The sequence below is a fragment of the Massilia sp. FBCC-B171 genome, from assembly GCF_059134155.1.
In genome coordinates this window covers 2,706,036-2,729,333 of record NZ_CP101443.1, presented here as the reverse complement: position 1 = coordinate 2,729,333, position 23,298 = coordinate 2,706,036, and the positions used below count along the sequence as shown (strand labels likewise).

Here is a 23,298-nt window from a genome sequence, read left to right as displayed (position 1 = left end):
GCGTCGAGCATGGCCGCGTCCAGCGCGACGCCGTCGCCCAGGATCAGGCCAGGCGCGTTCAAGCTGTCAGGCATCGGTAATCTCGGCCCAGCAGTTCGGCGTCTCGTGCAGCACCAGCTTGTGCAGGTGCAGGCCGGTGCCGTAGCGGTCGGTATAGGCCGCCTTCAGGATGCCGAAGGCCACTTGCGCGAGATTTTCCACGGTCGGGATGCGGTCGATCACGACCGTCTTGTGGCCGGGCAGGCTGGCCAGGAATTCGCGCACCTTGTCGTCCTTTTCGTAGACGATGAAGGCGTGGTCCCAAACGTCGACCAGGTGCTCCTTGGCGAGCGCCTTGATGTCGGAAAAGTCCATGATCATGCCGTTGTCCGAATTGCCTTCGGCCTGGATCACTTCACCGACGAGGGTGATTTCCAGCGTGTAGCGGTGCCCGTGCAGGTTGCGGCACTGGCTTTTGTGGTCGGGAATCCGGTGTCCGGCATCGAATTCGAGCTTGCGGGTAATAGTTAACATCGGGTCAGCGTCAGCTTTGTAAAAGTCAGGGAATCTGTAGCAGTTTATGGGTCTGGAGGCTGAGCTTCCACTTCGGGTTGGCGCGACAGGTCTCGATGGCCAGGCGCGTGTTCTGCGCGGCGAACAGGCCATCCATCGGCTGCACGAAGAAATTCTCGAAGTCGAGCTGCTCGTAGGCCGCCAAGTCCTGGTTCGCCTGCGGAATCACGACCTTGATCTCGTTGCCCTTTTCGACGACCAGCGTCGAGCCGATCTTCGGGCTGACGCAGATCCAGTCGACGCCCGGCGGCACGGGAAGCGTGCCGTTGGTTTCGATCGCGATCGTGAAACCCTGGGCGTGCATGGCCGCGGTCAAGGCTTCGTCGAGCTGCAGCAGCGGCTCGCCCCCGGTGAAGACCACATACTTGCTGGGCGCATGGGTGGCCGGCCACAGGCTGTTAATCTCGGCAGCCAGGCTTGCCGCGTCGCGGAACTTGCCGCCGCGCTCACCATCGGTGCCGACGAAATCGGTATCGCAGAAGGTGCACACGGCGCTCGCGCGATCCTGCTCGCGCCCGGTCCACAGGTTGCAGCCGGAGAAGCGGCAAAATACCGCCGGCCGTCCGGCATGGGCGCCCTCGCCCTGCAAGGTGTAGAAAATTTCTTTGATGCTGTAAGTCACAGTAAACCTCTCGTCAACCGTCCATTATACCCGCGCCCACCCCGGCTTGCCGAGTCCCGGCCGGCTTGCGGCAACCGTGTTGCACTTGCCATACGGCATGGGTATTGACTCTCGACAAGACATTTCCCCGCAAGAGGCGGTAACTTTGTTTTGAGGAAATATCTGATAACCCGTCGGAAGGAGCGTCATGAAGACCATGCTTGCCAGGACAGCCGGCTATCTCCCTGTCATCACGGTCGTGCTTGCCTGCGCGGTGGGCGCCACGGTGCCGGCCGGTACACCGAGCCTGTCGACGATCACGACCCTCCTCTGGCTGCTGGGCGCCGGCGGCGCCATCTGCCTGCTGCTGCGCCGCGCGATCGATGCCGACGACCGCACGCGCGACCTGGCCACCCGCCTGGCGCGCGAACAGGATGCGCGCCGCAGTGTCGAGGAGATCCTGGCCGATACCCAGACGGTGCTGTCGAAAGTGGTGCGCCAGCAGGAAAGCGTGCGCGACGGGGAGCGTGCCCGCATCGCGCGCGACATCCACGACGAGCTCGGCCAGACCCTGCTGACGCTGCGGGCCGACCTGTCCCTGCTACAGGTGGCGAGCAACGGCATCCATCCGGCGGTGCATCAGCAGAGCGGCGCGATGATCGTCACGCTCGACGCGGTGCTGCAGTCGCTGCGCGCCGTCGTCAGCGAACTGCGGCCGCTGGCCCTGGGCGAAGGTTTGCGCAGCGCCATCGAGCGCCAGCTGGAAGAATTCACCCGCCTGAACGGCATTGCGCACCAGCTCGACATCGGCCCGGGCCCGCTGGGCGAGCCGGAACTGGCCGCCTTCGAAGGCGACGCCCTGCTCTACCGCGTGCTGCAGGAAGCCCTGGCCGACCTGGCCCACCACGCCAGCGCCACCGAGGTGCGTGTTGGCTTGCAGAGGAGCGGCGCGGCGTTGACGTTGCGTATCGACGACAACGGCCGCGGCAGCCGCCGCAGCCAGACCCCCTGCGCCTGCGGCCTGGCCGGCATGCGCGAACGCGTCGAAGCCTGCGGCGGCGCGCTGCGCATGACGGCAAAGTCCGACGGCGGCATGGCGCTGGCCCTGATGCTGCCTTGCTCCCGCGGAATGGCAGCGGCCTGAAAGTCAATCCGGTGCATATTGCTTCAAATCAATAGGTCAGCCGTGCTGCGGTTGCAAAATCGGTTCTTGTCAGCAATCAATAGATTGCTCCACGGAATGTCGAAAAGGCCGACTGATGACCAGCACAGCGATGCAACGCCCGCCGAACCCAACGAACGACACCATCGCGGGCGTGTCAGGTAATTCCCCGGGAGGCACCCTGCCCGTGAGCCTCTGCAGCAGCATCGCACCGGCCGCCGACCTCGCCTTCGCCTACCAGCTGATGGAAATGCTGGCCATTCCCGCCTTCGTGCTCGACAGCCAGGCCCAGGTCCTGATCTGGAACCGCGCCTGCGAACGCCTGACCGGCGTGCCGGCCAGCGAAGTCGTCGGCACCGACCATCACTGGCGCAGTTTTTACGACGAACCGCGCCCGACCCTGGCCGACCTGGTGATCCAGAACCGGCTCGAGGAAATTTGCCATATCTACCCGCGCCACGGCAAGAACGCCGGCACTGCCTCGCCGCTGTCGGTGGAGACCTGGTGCGACATGCCGCGCGTGGGCAAGCGGCGCTACCTGGCGGCCGACGCCAGCCCGATTTTCGACGAGAACGGGCGCTTGACCGCCGTGGTCGAGACCCTGCGCGACCTGACCGACGAGAAAATGGCCCGGCTCGCGCTGGAAAAGCTCGCTACCCGCGATGGCCTGACGGGCCTGGCCAACCGCCGCTGTTTCGACGACACCCTGGCGGCCGAATGGGAGCGCGCGCTGCATCTGCGCCAGCCACTCTCGCTGCTGATGGTCGACGTCGACAATTTCAAGGCCTATAACGATGCGAACGGCCACCTCGGCGGCGACGAATGCCTGAAACGCATCGCAACGGCCGTGGCCAGCGAAATGCGAGCGAACGACCTGGTGGCGCGCTACGGCGGCGAGGAATTTGCCGTGATCTTGCCGAACCAGTCGCTCAAGGGTGCGGCCATCGTGGCCGAGCGCATCCGCCGCCGGGTCGAGCAGCTCGCACTGCCGAACGGCCTGGCGCCGCTGCGCAAGGTGACGGTATCGATCGGCGCCGCCACCGCGATCGCCGGGCCGGAAACCCAGGCCAGCGAACTGGTGGCCACCGCCGACGCCGCCCTCTACCGCGCCAAGCACCTCGGCCGCAACCGGATCAGCCTGCCGCTGGCCAAGGGCTGAACTCGGCTGGCACCCCGTGCCCGATATGCATATTTGATCTTGCTGTTCATTCCTTGGGGAATATCCTATGCTTCGCGCTAGCTTAATTCCCAAGGAGACAGTGTGTCCAAATTCATCCCGACGGCGCTTGCCTTATCCGCGCCGCTGCTGCTTGCGTCCTGCCCCGCTTTCGCCGCACCGGCCGCGCCCGCCAAGGCCGGCGCCGACGTGCTGCCCTTCAAGGCGACCGAGAAAACCCTGGCCAATGGCCTGAAAATCATCGTCGTGCCGACCGGCCTGCCGAACCTGGTGTCGGTGACGATTCCGGTGCAGACCGGCTCGCGCAATGAAGTCGAGCCGGGCAAGTCGGGTTTTGCACACTTTTTCGAACACATGATGTTCCGCGGGACCAAAGCCTACCCACCCGAGAAATACCAGGAAGTCATCACCCGCGCCGGCGCGCGCCAGAACGCCTACACCAGCGACGACCTGACCAACTACTACACGACCTTTGCCAAGGAAGACCTGGAAACGGTCCTGAAGGTCGAGGCCGACCGCTTCCAGCATCTCGATTATCCGGTCGAAGCCTTCAAGACCGAGTCGCGCGCGGTGCTCGGCGAATACAACAAGAACAGCGCGAACCCGATGCAAAAGCTGTTCGAGGTCCAGCGCGACGCGGCTTTTACCACCCACACCTATAAACACACCACGATGGGCTTCCTGAAAGACATCGAGGACATGCCCAACCAGTACGAATACTCAAAGGTCTTCTTCGACCGCTGGTACCGCCCCGAGAAGACGACCATCATCGTCGCCGGCGACGTCGACCCGAAAAAAGCCATCGCCATGGTCGAAAAATACTGGGCCGGCTGGAAGAAGGGAACGTACAAGGCGCCGGTCCCGAGCGAACCGGCGCCCGCCGGCGCCCAGTACCGCCACGTGCCCTGGCCGACCTCGACCCTGCCGCTGGTGACGGTGGCCTTCCGCGCCCCGGCTTTCTCGGAAACGCAAAAAGACGGCGCTGCACTGTCGATGCTGCTCTCACTCTCGTTCGGCCGCACTTCGCCCCTGTACAAGCGCCTGGTGCAGGACGAACAGAAGGTCGACCAGCTGTTCGATTTCACGCCGAACCGGGTCGACCCGACCCTGGCCACGATCGGCGCGCGCGTCAAGAAGCCGGCGGACGCGCTGTATGTGCGCGACGCCATCCTGCAAACGGTGGCGCGCCTGCGCGACACCCAGGTCACTGCCAAAGAGCTGCAGGACGCGAAATCGGCCCAGAAATACGGCCTGGTGCGCACCCTGGACAACACCGAGCAGATCGCCGCTACCCTGGCATCCTACGTGCACTTCAACCGCTCCTACGGCACCCTGAACCGCTACTACCGCCTGGTCGACAGCCTCACGCCGGCCGACCTGCAGGCCGCCGCGCGCAAATACCTGGTCGACGACAGCATGGTCGTCACCACCCTCGCGCACGACGCCCTCCCCGCCGGGGTCGAAGCGCTGCCCAAGCTGGCAAGCATGACGCCAAAAACGGGCGTTGCGAACTTCGAGGTGCTGGTGCAGAAGTCGGCGCTGCCGCAGGTGCGCTTCAAGCTGCTGTTCGCGGCCGGCTCGGCGCACGACCCGAAGGGCAAGGAAGGCCTGGCGGCCTTGACCGCCTCGATGGTCGCCTCGGCTGGTTCCTCGGCGCGCAAGATCGATGAAGTGACCAAGGCCCTGTTCCCGCTGGCCGGCAGTTTCACCGAGCAGGTCGACAAGGAGATGACCACCTTCAGCGGTTCGATCCACAAGGACAATTGGGATGAATACCTCGGCATCGCGCTGCCGATGCTGCTCGAACCAGGCTTTCGGGAAGAAGACTTCCGCCGCCTGAAGGACGCGCAGAAGAACGCCCTCGTGCTCGACCTGAAGGACAATAACGAAGAGGAGTTCGGCAAGGAGCGCCTGCAGGCCAATGTCTTCACCGGCACGCCGTATGGCCACCCGGTGCTCGGCACCCTGAAGGGCATCGAGTCGATCAGCCTGGACGACGTGAAAGCCTTCTACCGCCAGGCCTATGCCCAGGGTGCGGTGCGGGTCGGCATCTCGGGCGATGTCAGCGACGGCATGATCGCAGCCTTGAAGACGCAGCTGGCGCGCCTGCCCGTTGGCGCCGGCCTGCCGGCCACCAGCGTGCCGCGGGGCCGCCAGGCGACTGGCCTGGAAGTGGAAATCATCGAGAAGAACACGCGCGCCACGGCCATCTCGTTTGGCTTGCCGCTCGAAGTGACGCGTTCGCATCCGGACTTCCCGGCGCTGTGGCTGGCCAAGACCTGGCTCGGCGAGCACCGCGCCTCGAGCTCGCACCTGTACCAGCAGATCCGTGAGCTGCGCGGCATGAACTACGGCGACTACGCCTATATCGAAGCCTTCCCGCGCGGGATGTTCCAGTTTTTCCCGAACCCGAACCTGGGCCGCAAGGCGCAGCTGTTCGAAATCTGGATCCGCCCGGTGGCGCCGCAGAACGGTCATTTCGCGCTGCGCCTGGCGCTGAGCGAACTGGGCAAACTGGTCGAGAATGGTTTAACGAAAGAAGACTTCGAGACCACGCGCGATTACCTGATGAAGAACGTGTTCGTGATGACCGCGACCCAGGACCAGCGCCTCGGCTATGCGCTCGACTCGCAGTGGCACAAGACGCCGGAATTCACGCAGATGATGCGCGAGGGCCTGGCGAAGCTGAGCGTGGCCGAGGTGAACGCGGCGATCAAAAAACACCTGTCGGCGCGCAACCTCTCGGTCGTCTTCATTACGAAAGACGCGGCCGGCCTGAAGAACGCGCTGGTGACCGATGCCTTCTCGCCGATCACCTATGATGCGGCCAAGCCGCAGGCCGTGCTCGACGAGGACAAAGTCATCGGCAACATGAAGCTTGGCATCAAGCCGGAGAACGTGAAGATCACGCCGGCGGCCCAGGCCTTCGCCGAGTAAAAGCGGCAGAACGAACAGAGGGCGCCCGCGGGCGCCCTCTTTCACGTCAACTGCGAGATGGCCTTACTTGGTCATCTTGTTCCAGCCGTGACGCACGGCGTCCTTCATGTTTTCCCAGGTCGAACCGGTGTCGCGGTGACGGGTTTCCCAGTCGCTGCGCAGGTTAGGCTCGACTTCGTCCCATGGACGGTTGCGGTACATCTGGCTCTGGCTCATTTCCGAACCATAGCGGTAGGCCGGCTGGTACTTGTCGTAATCGTTCGCGCCCGCGGTGCTGCTGTAGGTTGCGTTGTAGTGGTTACGGTAGTAGCTGTCGTCGTCGTCCGAGGTCATGCGATCCCAGCCGTGCTTGACTGCCGCCTTCATCTTTTCCCAGGTCGAACCGGCCTTGTTGCCGGCGCGGGTCGCCCAGTCGGAGCTCAGGTCGTTTTCGACGTCGTCCCACTTGCGGCCGCTGTACTTCTGGTCGCGCGCCATTTCCGAACCATAGCTGTAGGCCGGCGCGTAATCGTCGTAGCTGTCGCCGGTCGTGCCATAGGTGCTGGTGAAGTGGTTACGGTAATAATCGTCGTCGCCGCTCAGGCTCGATTGGGCCGGACTGCGGGAAAACACGCGCACGCCGGTGCGCTGGACATCACGCATGCTTCCACTGCGCTGCTCCTGTCCCACCGTATTGCCCAGGGTGCTCGTGTCGCGCTGCTGCGAACCGGTGAGCGAGGAGCCCTGCAGGTTCGAGCTTGACGCGGCCGAGCCTTCGAGCGAGGAGCCCGAGAGCGAAGTGCCGCCCTGGTTCTGCTGCAGGCTGCTGCCGGTGCCGGCGCCGTAGCTGCCGGTCGAGAGTTCGTCGCGCGAACCCATTGGCTCCTGATAGGTGGTGCCCATCGGGACCGGGTCGTTCAGCGACTGCTGGTTCAGCGGCAGGCGGTCGGGATCGGACTGCAGCGACATCGACTGGCCGCCGCTCATGCTGCCGCGGCTGCCCATCATGGCGCCCGAGCCTTCGGTCATGCCCCATTTCTCCGACTGCTCGTCGATGTCGATCGGGCCGAAGCGCTCGACGATGTCGGCGGCGCGTTCTACTTCCGCTTCGCTGTCGGTGTTCACCGTCAGAATATGGTTGCCGAGCGAGGCGGCGGTCGAGTACTTGCTGCTGTAGTTATCGGAATCGCTTCCGAAAAGGTCGCTGAAGAAGTTCTTGATGCTCTCGCCGATGCCTGGCTCGTTGTCGGTGGTCGTGGTGGTGGTCGTGGTGGAGCTGGCCATCGAGCCGCCGGGCGCCGTTTCGTCGCCGTGCTGCAGGCGCACGTCGCTGCTGGAGAAGCCCGAGGACAACAGTTCGTTCTGGGCGCTGGTAGCGTCTGCGTGGTTGTCGAAGACGGCGATCAAAGTATGATGCATGATGAATCCTCCAGATAGTATCGATTACTTCAGTGGCGGGTCCCGGATGCGTCGAATCGTTCGACACGGACTTGTTCGGCCTTTAAAACGCGTGCGTCCTGGTGGCGTTCCTCGCGACGGACCCGGGTGATGTGAAGCACTTACTCATTGTGTGGTTGCTTGCACAAGACACAACCAGCGTACTCCAAACGGACGGGACACCGCGCACCATTGACTGCCGTAAATGTTGAGGTAATAACCAGCGACATTGGGCAGAAAGCGCGTAGATAAAGGCGAAGCACCGCACAGACAGAGCGCATCGAAGGCCAGATCCCGAGCGGTTCGGACAGATCATGCAATGAGGGTCAAACCGGTGCGGCAAACGAGGATGGCGCGCGACGGACCGAAAAAAAGGCCTCGAACGAGGCCTTGGGGAAGCGGCTGATAACTAGTTGAACGGATTGGCGACGTTCTTCACGTCCGGCGGCGGCAGGCGCTCCGGCAGGTCTTCGCCTTCGAGCCGGGCGAGCACGGCGTCGAGCACTTCCTTCAGGCGCCGCGCATGCGCCAGTCCCGACTTGTCCAGGGTGAGGTCGACGTCGCCCGAGATCGTGATGCGGTCCAGCCGGTTTTCGATCATCAGGTTGTCGACCTGGAGCACGTCGGCTTCGTTCGCATACGGCACAAAGGTCTTCTTTTTCGCAGTCATGGAGCTCTCCGTTGATCAGGTTCGGGAATGGTCAGGAAAAAAAGCCGGTCTTTTGCTTCTTCTGGCGGATTTTCGGCAGGTGCAGCATGCGTTCCTTTTGCTGGCGCGTGAGCGAGGGCAAAAATTCGATGCCGACGATGCGCTCCAGCTCCGCCACGGGAATGACCTGGATCTCGGCCCGCGCGCGGTTTTCGGTGAACCAGGCGGCAGCAAGCTTCTGGCGCGGGCTGTAGACAACCTTGTACAGGTGGGTCGGCACCAGCACGTTGCCGACCTTGCGCAGGTTGGTGCCGAGGAAGGCCGGGCCGGTGATGACGTAGAGCTGCCCTTCCTTTTTCGCCATCTTGCGCACCGCCCCTTCGATCGGCGCCCAGATGTGGCGGTTATGGTCGCCATCCTGCGGCACCATGTTCGCCAGCGTGAAGCTTTCGCGCTGGGTGCGGCGGTCCGGCATGTCGCCGTTCGGGGTCATGTGGCCGCGGTCGAAGCCGCTGCGCGCGTAGTCGTCGAGTTCGGCGCGCTGCTCGCGCGGCAGGCGCGGCTCGGCGTGGAAGGCGTTGTCGCGTTTCAGGCCCTGGGCCGAGGCCACATTGTCGGCGCGCAGGTTCTCGGCCGACCAGAGCGGCGTGCGGGTCACGCCCGAATGCATGATGCCGAACACCCCGTAGCACAGCTCGCGCGTGGCGACCGCCAGCTTCGGATTGCGGATCTCGGGCGCGCGGCCATCGGCATAATGGTCGGGACAGGTCGATGCCAGCGCGAACGCGGGCGCGAGCAGCGAGGCGAGGAAAGCAGCCCCGACAAAGAGTTTATGGAACATGGATGAGTCGAAAGTGTGTGACAAAAGCGCATTGTAGCCGACACAGATTTCGCGCCAGAGCAGACTGTCCCTGTGCGGCGCGTCAATACTTGCGCACGGTACGGCAGGGAGTGCATTGTCGCGAGGAATGCTCTAGAATTGCGGCTCTTTCGATAACATTCCATACCGGAAACAGCCCCGTCAATGGAAAAGGTCCCATTCCCGGAGGATTTGCGGCGATTCGTGCTCACGAGTATTCCGTCGGTCCCCTTCCTCGAAGCCTTGCTCCTGCTGCGCGCCAATCCGACGCAGCAATGGCATGGCGACTCGCTTGCGCAACGCCTCTACGTACGCGAACGCACCGCGCAGGCCCTGCTCGAGGAACTGTTCCGCGCCGGCATGGTCGCGCCCTGCCCCGGACCCCAGGAAGCCTGCTATCAATATCAGCCCTCGTCGCCCCAGCTGCGCGAGCGCATCGACGCACTGGCCGAGCTGTACGCGCGGCACCTGGTCGAAGTCACCCATTTGATTCATTCTTCCCTCGACCGCAAGGCCCAGCAATTTGCGAACGCCTTCAAACTGCGAAAGGACTAGACAGTGGCGGAAACGATCTACACCCTCTGTATCCTGACCTCGCTGGCCTGCACATGGTTGCTGTTCGCCAGCTACGGGCGCACGCGCTACCGCCTGCTGTTCTGGGCCGGCTCATGTTTTGCGGTGATGACCCTGAATAACCTGTTCCTGCTGCTCGACAAGATCGTGTTCCCGGACATCGAATTCCTGCCGGCGCGCCTGATCAGCGCACTCGTTGCGGTCTCCCTGCTGCTGTACGGCCTGATCTACGAAAAGGAGTGACATGTACGACCTGTTCACCGGCGCCATCAGCATGGGCTCGCTCGTCATCGCGCTGTTCTTCCTGCGCTTCTGGCGCGATTCGGGCGACCGCTTCTTCCTCTACTTCGCGGCCTCCTTCTTCATCGAGGGCCTGCACCGGCTGTACTCGGCCGTCAACGACGCCAACGCCGAGGACTCGCCGCTGCATTACCTGATCCGGCTGCTCGCCTACGGCCTGATCCTGTGGGCGATCCTGGAAAAGAACCTGCCGCGCGAACGCGATAAAAAGTAAATTGAAAAATAGCGTGCGCCCGCGACAGGGCGCCTCGGACATAATGCAGCCATGTGAACATTTTGATATGGAGAACAACATGGCAAGCACCGATCCACGCAACCAGCCGCAAACGCCGCAAGCTGCGGACGATGATCCGAAGCGCTCCGAGAACCTGCTGCCGGGGGAAGAAGGCGCCGAAGACGGCCGCTTCGAAGTGGCCGAGGAAGTCAACCTCGACATCCAGTCCGACGACACGCGCCGCGTCGGCCAGCTGCCCGGCAGCGTCACCGAATCGATGCCCGACACCGTGCAGACCGAGGCCGGGAACGGGAACAAGGGCACGCCTTAATTTTCGCGTCCTGCATCAGCGGGCGCCGCCGGCCGTTTTGACGGCACGCGGCGCCCGCTTCCGTTTACACCTTCACACCCATCTTCAAGCCTTCGATCGTATGCGCCTGCACGATCGGCGCGAGCTGGTCGACCACGCGGCAGGTGATGTGGCGGCGCAGTTCGGGCGGAAGGCTCTCGTAATAGCCCCGGCTAAGCTGCAGGTCGTGCTTCTCGGCGTTGCGCGCGTCGGGCGCATCGACGCCGAGCACGAAGACCGGGCGCGAACGGTTCGATTCGTTGGCGGTCCCGCGGTGGATGGTCAGCGCCGAGCGTGCCGAGATGTCGCCCATCTTCGGCAGCTTGCGCTGGGCGCGCGCCTCGTAGCGCGGCCAGAGCTCCTTCGGCGGGAACATCGGGTCGCCGTCCTTCAGGTCGTCCCACTGGGTACCGGGGGCGATTTCGAAAGGCCCCATGTCCTCGGTCACGTCGACGGTGGTGATGTTGAAGGCCAGGGAATTGATGCGCCGGCCGATCAGGGTCGCTTCTGGCGAGCGGAAATCGCGGTGCCAGGGCTGGTGCAGCGCGCCGGGGCCGGGCACGTCGAAGCCGGCCTCGACGATCCGGTATTCGGGCCCGAGGATGGCGCGGCAGACCGCCACCACCCAGGGATGCTGGATGATGTCGGCAAAGCCGGATATGCGCTCCGGGTGCACTTCGACGTAATAGCGGTTCGGCCCGCGGGCCAGCGCCCCGCCCGGCTGGCGCTGCGCTTCCTCGAACAGCATGGCGATATCCTGCCCCAGGCGTTCGACCCAGGCGCGCTCGAACGCACCCTTGCAGGCGATGATGCCGTCGCCGTACAGGCCGCCCATGATGGTGGCGACGTCGAACGAATCAACGGCGGTGGGTTGGGTGCTCATGGCGATCCTCCTTGTTTCTTGGCGGGTTCATGGTACTGCGAAACACCGGCGCAGCGCGCACGGCGGGCTCCGATCTGAACGCCTATTCATGATGCATAGCGTAGGGTGGGCACTCCGTACCCACGCGAACGCATGCGCTGCGTGGACGCATCCGGATCCGCAGCGTCGATTCAGACGCAGCGGTACAAAGGGCGTTTCGTCGGTGCCTCATTCCGCGTGGGCACGGAGTGCCCACCCTACGGGAGGCAGCACCGCGGCGTCACCAGTCGAGAGTGAGCAGGAGCGCCCCCATCCGCGGCCAGCACAGCTGGCTGATTTCCTCGCGCCGCGCCCAGCGAAAGCCATCCGTCTCCGGGGTCGGCTTGCCGGTCTTCGCATGCGGGAAATAGCTGCTGCAGGCCAGCTGCGAGAGGTCGCCCAGCTCGTCGCCGGCCGCGACCCGGAACAGGTGCAGCCGCTTGTCGCGCCGGTAAGCGAATTCGCCCAGGTCGACGAAGCGTGCGGCATCGAAAGCGGCGCCGGCTTCCTCGCGCAGCTCGCGCATTGCCGCCTCGAGCGAGGTTTCGCCGGGGTCGCGCATGCCTTTCGGGATGTCCCAGGCGGCGGTATGCGTCACATGGCAGAGCAGCAGCCTGCCTCCAGAATCGAGCACCAGCGTACCGCAGGAGACGGTGTGTTTCGTCATGAACGCCCCTGCGCAAGGACTTCCGCGGCCGTGGCGAGCGCCTGTTCCAGGGCTTCGCGGCTGACCGGCTTGGTCAGGTGCTGGTCGAAGCCCGCCTCGTGCGAGAGCGTCATGTCGCTCGCCGCGCCCCAGCCGGTCAGCGCCACCAGCACGGTATCGCGCAGCTCGCTGCTCGAGCGCAGCGCGCGCGCCAGTTCGTGGCCGTTCATGCCGGGCAGGCCGATGTCGAGGAAGGCCAGGTCGGGCCCGAAGGCGCGTGCCACGGCCAGGCCCGAGGGGCCGTCGTGCGCCATGCGCGTGTCGTGGCCGAGGGCGCCGAGGAGCGCGCCCAGGCTTTCGGCGGCGTCCAGGTTGTCGTCCACCACCAGCACGCGCAGCCGGCGCGCGCCAGCGTGAAAGGCGGGCGCCGCGCTGAAGGTTTTGAGTTCGCCGGCGCCGCGCTTCAAGGGCAGGCGCACGGTGAAGGTGCTGCCGCGCCCGCGCCCGGCGCTGAAGGCGTGCACCCGCCCGCCGTGCAATTCGACCAGGCGCCGCACCAGCGACAGACCGATCCCGAGCCCGCCCTGGGCCCGGTCCAGGCTGCTGCGCACCTGGGTGAACATCTCGAACACCGAACCGATGGCGTCCGGCGCGATGCCGATGCCGCTGTCGGTGACCGCCACCACCGCCTGCGCCTCTTCGCGCCAGGCCGAGAGCGCGATGCGCCCTCCCCCGGGCGTGTATTTGGCGGCGTTGTTCAGCAAATTCGACAGCACCTGCACCAGGCGCGTCAGGTCGGCCTCGAGCGGCAGCGGCTCGTCCGGCAAGGCCACTTCCAGCTGGTGCTTGCCGGCCTGGATCAGAGCCGTGCTCGACTCGACCGCCATCGTCACCGCCGTGCGCAGGTCGATCGCTTCTTTTTTCAGTTCGATGCGCCCGCGCGTGATGCGGGCGATGTCGAGCAGGTCGTCGACCAGGTGGATCAGCTGGCCGAGCTGGCGGTCCATCATTTCGTGCACGCGGCCGGCGGTCTGCGCATTGCCCGGGGCCATGCGCAGCAGGTCGAGGCCGGTGCGGATCGGCGCCAGCGGATTCCTGAGCTCGTGCGCGAGGGTGGCCAGGAATTCGCTCTTGCGGTGATCGGCCTCGGACAGGTCGGCCGCGATGCGGCGCAGTTCGTCTTCCGCGCGCTTTTGCTCGGTGATGTCGCGCGTGATCGTCGCCAGGCCCAGGTGGGCGCCGTCGGCGCCGTGCACGGCGAAGCCCTTGAAATAGACCGGCACCGTGTCGCCCGCGCCGCGTCCGGAGAACTTCAGTTCGCCTTCCCATTTCTGGTCTTCGCCGGTCAGTGCCGGCAGCACGTCGGTGCGCACGAAAGCGCGGCAGTCGTCGGAGAAGAAGTCCAGCAGGCGCGCGCCGCGGATGTCGGCCTCCAGGCCCAGGCCCGCCATCGCCCGGCCGGCGGGATTGAGGTAGAGACCCGTGCCCTCGGGCGCGAAGATGCCGATGAAGTCCGAGGACTGCTCGGCCACGGCGGCCAGGCGCCGCACCCCCTCCTCGGCCAGGCGCCGCTCGCTTTCGTCGCGCAGGTAGAGGGCGATGCCGCCATCGGGCGTCGGGGAGCAGTTGATCTCGTACCAGCCGCCCCAGGCGGCAATGTGGGCCGAGGTGCGCTCCGCCGTGCGCTCGAGGGCGCAGCGCCGGCAGGCCTTTTCCTGCGCACTTCCCTGCCAGCCGGGGAACAGGTCCCAGAACACGTCGCCGAACAGCTGCGCGCGTTCCAGTCCCGTGATGCGCTCGGCCGCCGCGTTGGCGTAACTGATGCGCCAAGCGCTGTCGAGGGCCAGGAAGCCGTCGTTCATGCTCTCCAAAATCGCGTGCGACCGCTCCTCGGCCGCCTGGCGCGCGGCCGCTTCGGCGCGCTGGCCGATGACGAGCGAGGCCGTGTTGGCCAGCAGGGCCAGGGCCTGTACATCGCGCTGCGCGCGCACCACGCCGGTTCGGTAATACCAGCTGAAGGCGCCGAGCACCGCGCCCGAGGGCGCCAGGATCGGCAGCGCACTGCCGGCGGCCAGGCCAGCATCGAGTGCTTCGCCGCGGCAGCGTTCCCACAGCGGGTCGCTCGCGATGTCGGGACAGTCGACCGGTTCGGCGCGCCAGGCCGCGGTGCCGCCGGCCCCACCCAGCGGGGAGGTGCCGATCCGGTCGAGCACCTCGCGCAAGTCTTCGGGCAGGTTGGGCGCGGCCGCATGCGCGAGCGCATTGCCGGGGCCGGCCAGCTGGATCCCGGCCAGCACCGCGCCGCCGGCATAATCCTCGGCCGTGCGCGCCAGCAGGTCGAGCACGTCCCCCAGCGGCGCGTCCGACACCGCCAGTTCGAGCGCGCCGCGCTGGCCGGCGGCCAGCAAACTGGCGAGGGTACGCTCGGTGACGTCGATCCCGTGGATCAGCACCCCCGACACGCGGCCGTCCGGTTCGCGCAGCGCCATGTACAGGAAGTCGACGTAATAGGTGTCGAGGTCGCCGTTTTCGGTATGCAGCTGCAGGCGCACGTTGCGCCCTTCCCGCGCTTCGCCGCTCTGGAAAACGCCGGCCAGCAGCTCGAACAGGCCCTGCCCTTCGAGTTCGGGCAGGGCTTGCGCCACCGGTTTGCCCAGCAGCGTGCGGCGCCCGACCAGGTCGGCGAAGCGTTCGTTGACCATCTCGAACACCAGCTCGGGCCGGCGCAGCACCGCCATGAAGGCGGGCGCCTGGTAGAAGATGTCGCGCATGCGCTCGTTGGCCGTGCGCAGCTGGGCGACCAGGCGCTCGCGCTCGAGGCTCGCTTGCTGGCGCGCGCTGATGTCGGTAAAGGTGAGCACCGCCCCGCCGGGGCCGTCGCTCGACGCCATCGGGTGCACCGAGCAGGCCACCGGCAAGCTGCTGCCGTCCTTGCGCCGCAGGTGCGCGGCGTCCAGGCGCAGGGTGGCGCTGCTGCGCACCGCCTCGAACAGCGCTTGCTCGCCGGCGCCCTCGTCCGCGCCGGAGGGCGGCAGCAGCATGGCGAGCGTGGCGCCGGCCAGTTCATCGGGCGCATAGCCCAGGCAGGCCGCAGCGGCCGCGTTCATGAAGGTGCAGCGGCCCTCGGCGTCGAGCCCGACGATGCCCTCGCCCGAGGATTCGAGCAGGCGCGCGAAGCGCTCGGTGCTGGCCTGCAGCGCGCGCTCGCTGTCGGCCAGCTGCTCGGCGGCCATGTGTTCGGCGGTGGCGTCGCGCATGATCTTGGCATAGCCGCGCAGTTCGTCATTCTCGCGCAGGGCAATCATGATGCCGTCGGCGAAAAAGCGCCCGCCGCCCTTGCGCATATGCCAGCGCTTGTCTTCCGAACGGCCCGTGGCGCGTGCCCGGGCGGCCTCTTGTTCCGGCCTTCCGGCAGCGCGGTCTTCCGGCGTGAAGATGATGTCGGCCAACTGACCGCAGGCTTCCTCGGCGCTCCAGCCGGCCACGCTTTGCGCGCCCGCTTCCCACTCGGTGATGCGGCGCTCGGTATCGGTGCCGATGAAGGCGTAGTCGTGCAGGTTGTCGAGAATCAGGCGCAGGCGGCTGGCGTGGCCGCCTGCGGGGGACGCGGCCGGCGGCTGCTGCGCCCGCAGGCGCGCCAGTTCGGCGTCCTTGCGGTAGGCGGCCAGGCACTGCTCGACCCGTGCGCGCAGCACATGCGGGTTAACCGGCTTGGCCAGGTAGTCGGCGTGGCCCAGCGCATAGGCGCGCTCGAACGGGAAATCGTCGGGGTCGCCGGCGCTGATGAAGATGATCGGGACCGATTGCGAGCGCGGGTGCTGGCGCATCAGCTCGGCGGTCTGGAAGCCGTCCAGGGTGGGCATCTGGACGTCCAGCAGGACCAGCGCAAAGTTAGCCTCCGGCTGGGTGTCCGCCAGCAGCGCACGCAGCGCCGCTTCGCCCGAATCGGCACGCACCAGCACGGCGTCCAGTCCGCCCAGCAGCGCCTCGAGCACCGCAAGGTTGGCAGGCTGATCGTCCACGAGAAGGATGCGAGGTTGGACGGCAGCACTCATCGATAGGGGGTCTTGTTTCGCGCCAGGCGCGTGATTGTGTGATTAATTGTAAAGAAAGCAATGTATGCCTGACGCTTCCAATTGTCAATTGTGCGCGCTCCCGGCCAGCGCGCTGCAGCCGCGCAACCGAAGGGCAAAAAAAAAACCCGCCGGGCCATCGCGGCCGGGCGGGTGATCTGGCGTCCTGAAAAAATCAGGCAGCCGACTTCTGCGCTACCGGCAGCGGGTTGACCCGTGCCGTGGTCCCGCCTTCGAGCACGGCAGCGGCGGCCGAGCGTGCTTCGCCCGGGGCCGTGGTGCTGATCAGCTCATGCATGCGGCCGGCGGTCTTGTCCCACGAGGTATTGGCCACGATGTCGCGCATGCGCTCGACCAGCCTGGTCTTCTCTTCTTCGCTGGCGGCAAGCATGCGCTCGCAGGCGGCGATGAATTCGTCGGCAGTCGACGCGATGGCGACCACGTCGCCGTAAGGCACCTTGACGTCGGTGATCGGGGTGCTGACCGACAGCTTTTCGGCAGCCATGTATTCCAGCACCTTGGTCGGGCTGATGAACTTGGTCGAATCGTTCATGGCGAACGGCAGCAGGCAGACGTCCCAGCCGGCCAGGAACTTCGGCAGGTCGTCATAGTTGCGCTGGCCCATATAGTGGACGTTTTCAGCGCGCGGCAGTTCGGCCGGGTCGATCTTGACGACCGGGCCTACCAGCACGATCTGCCACTCCGGGTGGGCGGCGGCCATCTGGCGCACCAGGTCGGTGTCGAAACGCTCGTCGATGACGCCGTAGAAGCCCAGGCGTGGACCGGCGATATTGGCCTGCTCCGGATGCGAGATGGCTTCGTCGAGGGCCTGGCGGAAGTGCTTCGCGTCCACGCTGCTCGAGAAGCAGTGGGCGTTCGCGTGGCGGTCTTTCTTCGCTTCGTACAGGCTCGGGCCGCCGGTGAAGACCAGGTCGGCGATGTTGAGCAGGGCCGATTCGCGCTGCAGCAGCTGCTTCGGCGGATTCTTGAAAGCGGCCAGCTCGTCCATGCAGTCGTAAATGACCAGAGATGGGTTCAGTCCCTGCAGCAGCGGCAGCGCCATCGGGGTGTAGAACCAGACCACTGGACGCTCGCCTTCAGGCACGAGGTCGGCAAGCAGGCCTTGCAGGGTAGGCAGCTGGTCGTCGTGGAAGCCCCACTGCTGGATCGGGGTGTGCGGACGGTACACGGTGATGTTCGCTGCCACGGGCATTTTTTCGAGGCGGGCCTGCCCTTCGGTGTGCATCGGTTCTTCGACGAACAGGATGTTGTAGTGTTCCGCCAGACGCGTCATGAGGTGCTGGGGGCGTTGGAAGACGAAGTCCCAGCGGAGGTGGCAAAACACGATCAGGGTCGGCATGTTGATTTCCTTTCGCCTTTGTGGCGCTATAGTTGATCTTGGATACGGTGCGGTTCAAGGCGGCGGCGGAGAGGCTTCACGCCCTGCCATTGATGCCGGAGAGGGAGCATCGTAACATGCAAATTTACTATTATTTTGATTTATGCATTGCAACATTAGCCTGCAGAAAGGGCCTGTTGGAAATGCAGAGCTTTTCCTCATAGGAGCGTCCGGTGTCCTGCGGGCATCTTTGTAGGTTTACTCCTACTCCCATACAAGGAAATCCACTACGAAAACTCATCCATACGCGCAGCCCGCGCAGCCGTGCGCAGCCCCGCAAACGCGCTGTTCAAGCGGGTAGCGGGTCAATACGGGTCAGGCAGGAAAGCGACGGAGGCTGTAGGCATACTCTGCCGTAGCGCGCAGCGCTGGCCGGGCGTCCGGCAAGTCCGTCCAGGATGCCGCAGGGGCCGGAGAAACCCCTTGCTGCACTGCGGGAATCTCAGCCGGGAGGATAGGGCTGGGCGCCCTCGGGATGGCCCTCGTCGTCGAAGCTGTCGGCGGTGGACACGTCGTCGATGCCGATCGAGCCGAGCGCATCGCACAGTTCGTCGACCTCGGCGCCGAGGTCGGCCGCCAGGTCGACGGCCTTGAGCACGCCGCCCCAGGGCGGGCCGCCGTCGAGCGCGTACAGGTTCACCCGCAGCTCAATGTGTTCGCCGGCATCCTGCGGGGCGACGACGGCGCGCACGCGGTCGGCCGCCAGCTCCTTGGCCGCCAGCAGGCCGTTAATTTCGGACAGGGTGCCGAGCATGGCCAGTTCCGAGACGCCCTGCTCCTTGGCGCCGTGGAACAGGTCCTGGTAGAGGAAGTCGACCTGGACGCGGTCCGGGTCGCGCGCCAGGCAGCGCCGCACCAGCGGCGCCACCCGTTCGGTCCAGGCGCGGTAGCGGCGCATGCGGTCGGCAAAGAAGACGTCGGCGTCGATCTCGTGCTTCGGCACCGCGTAGAACGGGTCGTCGACGCGCTTGAGCGAAAAGCCGAACAGGAAACGCAGCTCCATCGCCGTCTCGTCGGGCGCGAAACGCTCGCCGGTCCAGCCGCGGATGCTCGCCTCGAGCAAGGGCGCCGCCACCGGCTTCTTGCTCGTCATCGTGGCGGCGGCTTCGCGCAGCAAGTCCTGCAAGACCGAAAAACCGATGTGGTCGGCCTCGGCCAGGTCGTAGGCGTGGCGCACCAGGGCCACGCTCGCCTTCGGGCTGTCGAGTTCGGACGTGACGAAGCTGGCCGCCAGTTCCTCGTAGGCGGCGTCGTCCAGGAAGGTTTCCTCGGCCACGAGGCCGCCCGTGCTGCGCACGAAGAGCGGAATCAGGAAGGCGTCGATCTCGAACTCGGGTTCGTTCTCGCGGCGCAAACGCAGGGTGGCCGATTGTTCGCCGATGTGGGCGCGCAGCAGGCGGCAGGCTTCGGGGTCGGTGAAGCGCGCCAGTTCGATGGCGCCGTACAGCACCTCGTCGCGTTTTTTACGCAGCGCCTTGCGGATGGCGACGAGCAGCTCTTCCTCGCGCGCCGCGGCAAGCTCCGGATCGCTGTCCTCGCCCTCGGCCACGTCGAGCGCGAGATCGGCCAGGGCCTGGGCCAGCGCGTCGGTATCGGGTTCGGCAGCGGTGGCCGTCTTGCGGGGCACGGGCTTCTTGTTTTTCGGCATGGTAGGCGTGATGAAGGATGAAAGCGCCATGGTAGCGCATCGCGGCGCGCGCACCCAGCGCGTCCGACGCTTACTCGGTGCGTTCGGCTTCGGGCGTCAGGTTGGCCAGGGCCAGCGCGGCCAGGATCTCCTCGGGTTCGGCAGGCTTGGCGATGTGCAGGTCGAAGCCCGCTTCGCGCGCCCTCACCTTGTCGGCCAGCTGGCCATAGCCGGTCAGCGCGATCAGGAGCGTGGCGGCGAACTGCGGCATCGCGCGCAGGCGCCGCGCGAGTTCGTAGCCGTTCATGTCGGGCAGGCCGATGTCGAGGATGAAAACATCGGGCCGCTCGAAGGCCGCCCACTCGAGCGCGCTGGCGGCATCGTAATAGGTCGACACCAGGTGGTCGCCCGCCGCTTCCAGCAGCAGCGAGAGGCTGACCGCGGCGTCGATGTTGTCGTCCACCAGCATCACGCGCAGCGCGGCATTCGGCGCGGGGCGCACCGGTTCGCGCACCCGGCGCGGCGCCGGCAGGGGCGCGGTCAAAGCCGCCAGTTCATGCCTGAGCGGCAGGCGCACCGTGAAAATGCTGCCGCCGCCGCGCCCGGGACTGCTCGCTTCGACGCTGCCGCCATGCAGCTGCACCAGGCTGCGCACCAGGGCCAGGCCCAGGCCCAGGCCGCCCTGGGCGCGGTCGGATTTGCGCTCGCCCTGCGAAAACAGGTCGAACACGCGCGGCAGCAGTTCGGCGGTGATGCCTTCGCCGTCGTCGGCAATGGCCAGGCTCGCTTCATCGCCCGCGCTGGCCAGCGACAGCTGGATCGAGCCATGCGGCGGCGTGTACTTGGCCGAGTTGGTCAGGAGGTTGGCCACCACCTGGGTCAGCCGGGTCTGGTCGCCGCGCACTGCAACCGGCGTGTTCGGCACCCGCAGTTCGAGCCGGTGCTGGCGCTCTTCCATCAGCGGGCGGGTCTGCTCGACGGCGCGCTCGACGATGTCGCGCAGGTCGACGTCTTCCAGGTTCAGGGTGACCAGCCCGCGTGTCACGCGCGAGACGTCGAGCATGTCCGACAGCAGCCGGTTCATGTGCTCGACCTGGCGCCCGATCACGTCGCCGGCGTAGCGCGCGCGGTGGCCGTCGAGATCGGGCAGCTTCAGGAGCTGGGCGGCGGTGCCGATCGGCGCCAGCGGGTTGCGCAATTCGTGTCCCAGCATGGCCAGGAACTGGTCCTTGGCGCGGTTTTCTTCCTCGGCCATCTCGCGTGCCTGCTGGGCCCGCTCGAGCTGGGACTGGCGCTCGGAGCCGGCCGACTCGCGCGTGGCCTGGGCCCGGCGCAGTTCGCTGCCCGCCTTGCGCAGCGCCCCCAGCAGGCGGTCGATTTCGACGATGCGCGAACGGCGCTGGGGCGGCAGTTCGCCGCGCCCCAGACTGCTTGCCGCCTCGAGCGCATTCTTGATCGAGCGTGCGTGGCCGCGCGTGAACCAGGCCGCCACCGCGGCCGCGCCGACAAGCGCCGCGACCAGGGCCAGTGCCGCGGCGCGGCGGGCGCCGCCGGGCGCCGCAGCCACCGCGCTGGCCGGCGCGCCGACCCCGATCAGCCAGCCGGCGTGCGGCGTGCGGCTGAAGGCCACGGTGCCGGACCCGCCACTGCGCAGTGCGGCGTCGAACATGCCTTCGCGGCCGCGCGCGCCGGCCGCGACCAGGCCGGGCGACGCCTGCTGGCCGACCATTTCGGCCGAGCCGAGGCTGGACGCGACCAGCTTGCCCTTGCGGTCGACGATGTCGACCTGCCAGTCGCGCGGCACGCCGGCATTGGCAAGCAGGCGCCGGAAATGGTCGGTGCCGAAGCTCACCACCAGCACAAAGCGGCGCGCTCCGGCCACCACGGGTACGGCGACGACAGTAACCAGGCGCCCGCTGGCGGGACCCGGCATGACGTTGGTGAAAAGCGGGCGATTCTGCGCGAACAAGGTGGGGAAATAGGTCGCTATGGTGTCTTCGGGCAGTGTGGCGCCGACCGGGCCGAGAGTGTTGACGAGCAGGCGGCCCTGCTCGTCCATGAGCACGCACCAGACGTCGTGCTCGTCGGCAGCGGCCTTGGCCTGGACGAGGAAGCTGTCGAAGTCGCCGCGTACCAGCGCCGGCGACGCGGCCAGTACTTCGAGGGCAGCCAGGGTATGGGTGTGCTGGGCGTCGACCAGCAGGGCGACCCGCTCGGCCGAGCGCGCTACGGCGGCGCGCGCCAGCTCGCGCTCGCTGCCTTCGATCAGGCGCAGCGCAAAGCCGGCGAAGAGAATCACCGGGACCAGGATTGCCGCAGCCATCAAGTACAGGTAGGCACGGATCTGCATCGCGGGCTCACAGGTAGACGGCCATCGACATGACAGCCAGCAAATTAATGATACCAATCTCGCAAGGTAAAGCAAGCGATGAGTACTTGGCATGGCCCAGATACCCGGCACGGGTTACCGGCTCTGGTCGCGGCCGCGTGGCGGGCCCGGCAGTGTTATGCTTCGCCCATCCCAACCGCGCCTGGCGCACCTATCGAAACACTCCATCCACGATGCTCGACACCTATTTCAAACTCAAGGAAAGCGGCACCGACGTTCGCACCGAGCTGCTCGCCGGCCTGACCACCTTCCTGACGATGGCCTACATCATCTTCGTCAACCCCTCAATCCTCGGCGACGCCGGCATGCCCAGGGAAGCGGTGTTCGTCGCCACCTGCCTGGTGGCGGCGCTCGGCAGCGCCGTCATGGGCCTGTATGCGAACTATCCGATCGGCATGGCGCCGGGCATGGGCCTGAACGCCTATTTCGCCTACGCGGTGGTGCTCGGCATGGGCGTGGCCTGGCAGGCTGCATTGGGGGCCGTGTTCATCTCCGGCTGCCTGTTCATCCTGGTGTCGGTGTTCGGCCTGCGCGGCATGATCGTGAACGGCATCCCGCACTCGCTGCGGGTGGCCATCACGGTGGGCCTGGGCATGTTCCTGGCCCTGATCGCACTGAAAAACGCCGGCATCGTCGTCGGCAGCGAGCCGACCCTGGTCAAGGCGGGCGACCTGCACAAGCCGGAAGCGATCATGGCGATCGTCGGTTTCCTGCTGATCGTCACGCTCGACCGCCTGAAGGTGCGCGGCGCCATCCTGATCGGCATCATCGCGGTCACGGTGCTGAGCTTTTTCTTTGGCGGCAATACCTTCAAGGGCGTGTTCTCGGCGCCGCCGTCGATCGACCCGACCCTGTTCAAGCTCGACATCCCGGGCGCGCTGTCGGTCGGCATCATCAACGTCGTGCTGGTGTTCTTCCTGGTCGAACTGTTCGACGCCACCGGCACCCTGATGGGCGTGGCCAGCCGCGCGGGCCTGCTGGTCGAAGGCAAGATGGAGCGCCTGAACAAGGCCCTGCTGGCCGACAGCGGCGCGATCGTCGCCGGTTCCGTGCTCGGCACCTCGAGCACCACCGCCTATATCGAGAGCGCGGCCGGCGTGCAGGCGGGCGGCCGTACGGGCCTCACCGCCGTGGCCGTGGCCCTGCTGTTCCTGGCTTGCCTGTTCATTGCGCCGCTGGCGGGCGTGGTGCCGGCCTATGCCACCGCGCCGGCGCTCCTGTTCGTGGCCTGCCTGATGCTGCGCGACCTGGGCGACATCGAATGGGGCGACACCACCGAAAGCATCCCGGCGGCGATCACCGCGCTGGTGATTCCGTTCACGTATTCGATCGCCGAAGGCATCGCCTTCGGCTTCATCACCTATGCGGCGCTGAAACTGACCACGGGCCGGGCGCGCGAAGTCAAGCCGGTGGTGTGGGTTATCGCGGGGCTGTTCATTTTCAAGATTGTCTATATCGGGACCTAGGACGGCGC

19 protein-coding genes are annotated in these 23,298 nt (G+C 66.2%); 8 read left to right on the top strand and 11 right to left on the bottom strand.

The window, feature by feature from the left end; genetic code table 11:
- Positions 1-66: 66 nt before the first annotated feature.
- Together queD and queE are read right to left on the bottom strand one after the other, a co-directional pair.
- Positions 67-513 (bottom strand): 6-carboxytetrahydropterin synthase QueD, encoded by a 447-nt coding sequence (gene queD, locus NMB41_RS12390; protein ID WP_494382742.1) that lies wholly within the window; start codon positions 511-513, stop codon positions 67-69.
- Positions 514-538: 25 nt separating this feature from the next.
- Positions 539-1,174, bottom strand: coding sequence for a 7-carboxy-7-deazaguanine synthase (queE, locus tag NMB41_RS12385; protein WP_494382741.1), 636 nt, complete (start codon positions 1,172-1,174; stop codon positions 539-541).
- A gap of 187 nt (positions 1,175-1,361) precedes the next feature.
- On the opposite strand from queE, the gene NMB41_RS12380 reads away from it, so the two are divergent.
- From NMB41_RS12380 to NMB41_RS12370, 3 genes are all read left to right on the top strand, one after another.
- On the top strand, positions 1,362-2,297 hold the full coding sequence (locus NMB41_RS12380) for a sensor histidine kinase (protein ID WP_494382740.1): 936 nt from the start codon (positions 1,362-1,364) through the stop codon (positions 2,295-2,297).
- 262 nt (positions 2,298-2,559) lie between these two features.
- Positions 2,560-3,474, top strand: coding sequence for a sensor domain-containing diguanylate cyclase (locus NMB41_RS12375; protein ID WP_494382834.1), 915 nt, complete (start codon positions 2,560-2,562; stop codon positions 3,472-3,474).
- A 102-nt stretch (positions 3,475-3,576) separates the two neighbouring features.
- Positions 3,577-6,429 carry a M16 family metallopeptidase gene (locus NMB41_RS12370; RefSeq protein WP_494382739.1) on the top strand — a complete coding sequence of 951 codons (2,853 nt, stop codon included), beginning with the start codon at positions 3,577-3,579 and terminating at the stop codon, positions 6,427-6,429.
- Between the two features lie 63 nt (positions 6,430-6,492).
- Here the strand turns inward: NMB41_RS12370 and NMB41_RS12365 are convergent, their stop codons facing one another.
- The 3 genes from NMB41_RS12365 to NMB41_RS12355 all read right to left on the bottom strand — a co-directional run bounded on the left by NMB41_RS12365 (position 6,493) and on the right by NMB41_RS12355 (position 9,335).
- Positions 6,493-7,827: a hypothetical protein gene (locus NMB41_RS12365; protein WP_494382738.1), complete on the bottom strand. Its 1,335-nt coding sequence runs from the start codon at positions 7,825-7,827 to the stop codon at positions 6,493-6,495.
- Positions 7,828-8,254: 427 nt separating this feature from the next.
- Positions 8,255-8,515 carry a hypothetical protein gene (locus NMB41_RS12360; protein WP_494382737.1) on the bottom strand — a complete coding sequence of 87 codons (261 nt, stop codon included), beginning with the start codon at positions 8,513-8,515 and terminating at the stop codon, positions 8,255-8,257.
- Between the two features lie 31 nt (positions 8,516-8,546).
- A complete protein-coding gene (locus tag NMB41_RS12355) occupies positions 8,547-9,335 on the bottom strand; it encodes a DNA/RNA non-specific endonuclease (RefSeq protein WP_494382736.1) in 789 nt (262 codons plus the stop codon).
- Positions 9,336-9,518: 183 nt separating this feature from the next.
- Here NMB41_RS12355 and NMB41_RS12350 point away from each other — a divergent pair, with 183 nt between their 5' ends.
- The 4 genes from NMB41_RS12350 to NMB41_RS12335 all read left to right on the top strand — a co-directional run bounded on the left by NMB41_RS12350 (position 9,519) and on the right by NMB41_RS12335 (position 10,771).
- On the top strand, positions 9,519-9,908 hold the full coding sequence (locus tag NMB41_RS12350) for a hypothetical protein (protein ID WP_494382735.1): 390 nt from the start codon (positions 9,519-9,521) through the stop codon (positions 9,906-9,908).
- Positions 9,909-9,911: 3 nt separating this feature from the next.
- Complete coding sequence (locus NMB41_RS12345; protein ID WP_494382734.1) at positions 9,912-10,169, top strand: DUF5985 family protein; 258 nt, start codon at positions 9,912-9,914, stop codon at positions 10,167-10,169.
- 1 nt (position 10,170) lies between these two features.
- Positions 10,171-10,440: a DUF5985 family protein gene (locus NMB41_RS12340; protein WP_494382733.1), complete on the top strand. Its 270-nt coding sequence runs from the start codon at positions 10,171-10,173 to the stop codon at positions 10,438-10,440.
- A gap of 79 nt (positions 10,441-10,519) precedes the next feature.
- Positions 10,520-10,771: a hypothetical protein gene (locus NMB41_RS12335; protein ID WP_494382732.1), complete on the top strand. Its 252-nt coding sequence runs from the start codon at positions 10,520-10,522 to the stop codon at positions 10,769-10,771.
- A gap of 64 nt (positions 10,772-10,835) precedes the next feature.
- Here the strand turns inward: NMB41_RS12335 and NMB41_RS12330 are convergent, their stop codons facing one another.
- The 6 genes from NMB41_RS12330 to NMB41_RS12305 all read right to left on the bottom strand — a co-directional run bounded on the left by NMB41_RS12330 (position 10,836) and on the right by NMB41_RS12305 (position 21,785).
- Entirely contained in the window at positions 10,836-11,672 is an 837-nt protein-coding gene (locus tag NMB41_RS12330; RefSeq protein WP_494382731.1) for a phytanoyl-CoA dioxygenase family protein, read from the bottom strand.
- 259 nt (positions 11,673-11,931) lie between these two features.
- Positions 11,932-12,357 (bottom strand): NUDIX hydrolase, encoded by a 426-nt coding sequence (locus NMB41_RS12325; RefSeq protein WP_494382730.1) that lies wholly within the window; start codon positions 12,355-12,357, stop codon positions 11,932-11,934.
- Positions 12,354-16,358, bottom strand: coding sequence for a PAS domain S-box protein (locus tag NMB41_RS12320; RefSeq protein WP_494382729.1), 4,005 nt, complete (start codon positions 16,356-16,358; stop codon positions 12,354-12,356). The genes NMB41_RS12325 and NMB41_RS12320 overlap by 4 nt, the downstream gene beginning before the upstream one ends.
- 226 nt (positions 16,359-16,584) lie before the next feature.
- The gene (locus NMB41_RS12315) at positions 16,585-17,769 is read right to left on the bottom strand and encodes a glycosyltransferase (protein WP_494382728.1); all 1,185 of its coding nucleotides are present in this window, start codon (positions 17,767-17,769) and stop codon (positions 16,585-16,587) included.
- A 481-nt stretch (positions 17,770-18,250) separates the two neighbouring features.
- On the bottom strand, positions 18,251-19,486 hold the full coding sequence (locus NMB41_RS12310) for a hypothetical protein (protein ID WP_494382727.1): 1,236 nt from the start codon (positions 19,484-19,486) through the stop codon (positions 18,251-18,253).
- Between the two features lie 40 nt (positions 19,487-19,526).
- A complete protein-coding gene (locus NMB41_RS12305) occupies positions 19,527-21,785 on the bottom strand; it encodes a hybrid sensor histidine kinase/response regulator (protein ID WP_494382726.1) in 2,259 nt (752 codons plus the stop codon).
- Between the two features lie 212 nt (positions 21,786-21,997).
- On the opposite strand from NMB41_RS12305, the gene NMB41_RS12300 reads away from it, so the two are divergent.
- Positions 21,998-23,290, top strand: coding sequence for an NCS2 family permease (locus NMB41_RS12300; protein WP_494382725.1), 1,293 nt, complete (start codon positions 21,998-22,000; stop codon positions 23,288-23,290).
- Positions 23,291-23,298 lie beyond the last annotated feature (8 nt).

What these genes read in the sequence shown, in the direction of transcription:
- queD (WP_494382742.1), bottom strand. Translation starts at nt 513, where the DNA reads ATGTTAACTATTACCCGCAAGCTCGAATTCGATGCCGGACACCGGATT.
- NMB41_RS12380 (WP_494382740.1), top strand. Translation starts at nt 1,362, where the DNA reads ATGAAGACCATGCTTGCCAGGACAGCCGGCTATCTCCCTGTCATCACG.
- NMB41_RS12375 (WP_494382834.1), top strand. Translation starts at nt 2,560, where the DNA reads ATGGAAATGCTGGCCATTCCCGCCTTCGTGCTCGACAGCCAGGCCCAG.
- NMB41_RS12365 (WP_494382738.1), bottom strand. Translation starts at nt 7,827, where the DNA reads ATGCATCATACTTTGATCGCCGTCTTCGACAACCACGCAGACGCTACC.
- NMB41_RS12360 (WP_494382737.1), bottom strand. Translation starts at nt 8,515, where the DNA reads ATGACTGCGAAAAAGAAGACCTTTGTGCCGTATGCGAACGAAGCCGAC.
- NMB41_RS12355 (WP_494382736.1), bottom strand. Translation starts at nt 9,335, where the DNA reads ATGTTCCATAAACTCTTTGTCGGGGCTGCTTTCCTCGCCTCGCTGCTC.
- NMB41_RS12350 (WP_494382735.1), top strand. Translation starts at nt 9,519, where the DNA reads ATGGAAAAGGTCCCATTCCCGGAGGATTTGCGGCGATTCGTGCTCACG.
- NMB41_RS12340 (WP_494382733.1), top strand. Translation starts at nt 10,171, where the DNA reads ATGTACGACCTGTTCACCGGCGCCATCAGCATGGGCTCGCTCGTCATC.
- NMB41_RS12335 (WP_494382732.1), top strand. Translation starts at nt 10,520, where the DNA reads ATGGCAAGCACCGATCCACGCAACCAGCCGCAAACGCCGCAAGCTGCG.
- NMB41_RS12330 (WP_494382731.1), bottom strand. Translation starts at nt 11,672, where the DNA reads ATGAGCACCCAACCCACCGCCGTTGATTCGTTCGACGTCGCCACCATC.
- NMB41_RS12325 (WP_494382730.1), bottom strand. Translation starts at nt 12,357, where the DNA reads ATGACGAAACACACCGTCTCCTGCGGTACGCTGGTGCTCGATTCTGGA.
- NMB41_RS12315 (WP_494382728.1), bottom strand. Translation starts at nt 17,769, where the DNA reads ATGCCGACCCTGATCGTGTTTTGCCACCTCCGCTGGGACTTCGTCTTC.
- NMB41_RS12310 (WP_494382727.1), bottom strand. Translation starts at nt 19,486, where the DNA reads ATGGCGCTTTCATCCTTCATCACGCCTACCATGCCGAAAAACAAGAAG.
- NMB41_RS12305 (WP_494382726.1), bottom strand. Translation starts at nt 21,785, where the DNA reads ATGCAGATCCGTGCCTACCTGTACTTGATGGCTGCGGCAATCCTGGTC.
- NMB41_RS12300 (WP_494382725.1), top strand. Translation starts at nt 21,998, where the DNA reads ATGCTCGACACCTATTTCAAACTCAAGGAAAGCGGCACCGACGTTCGC.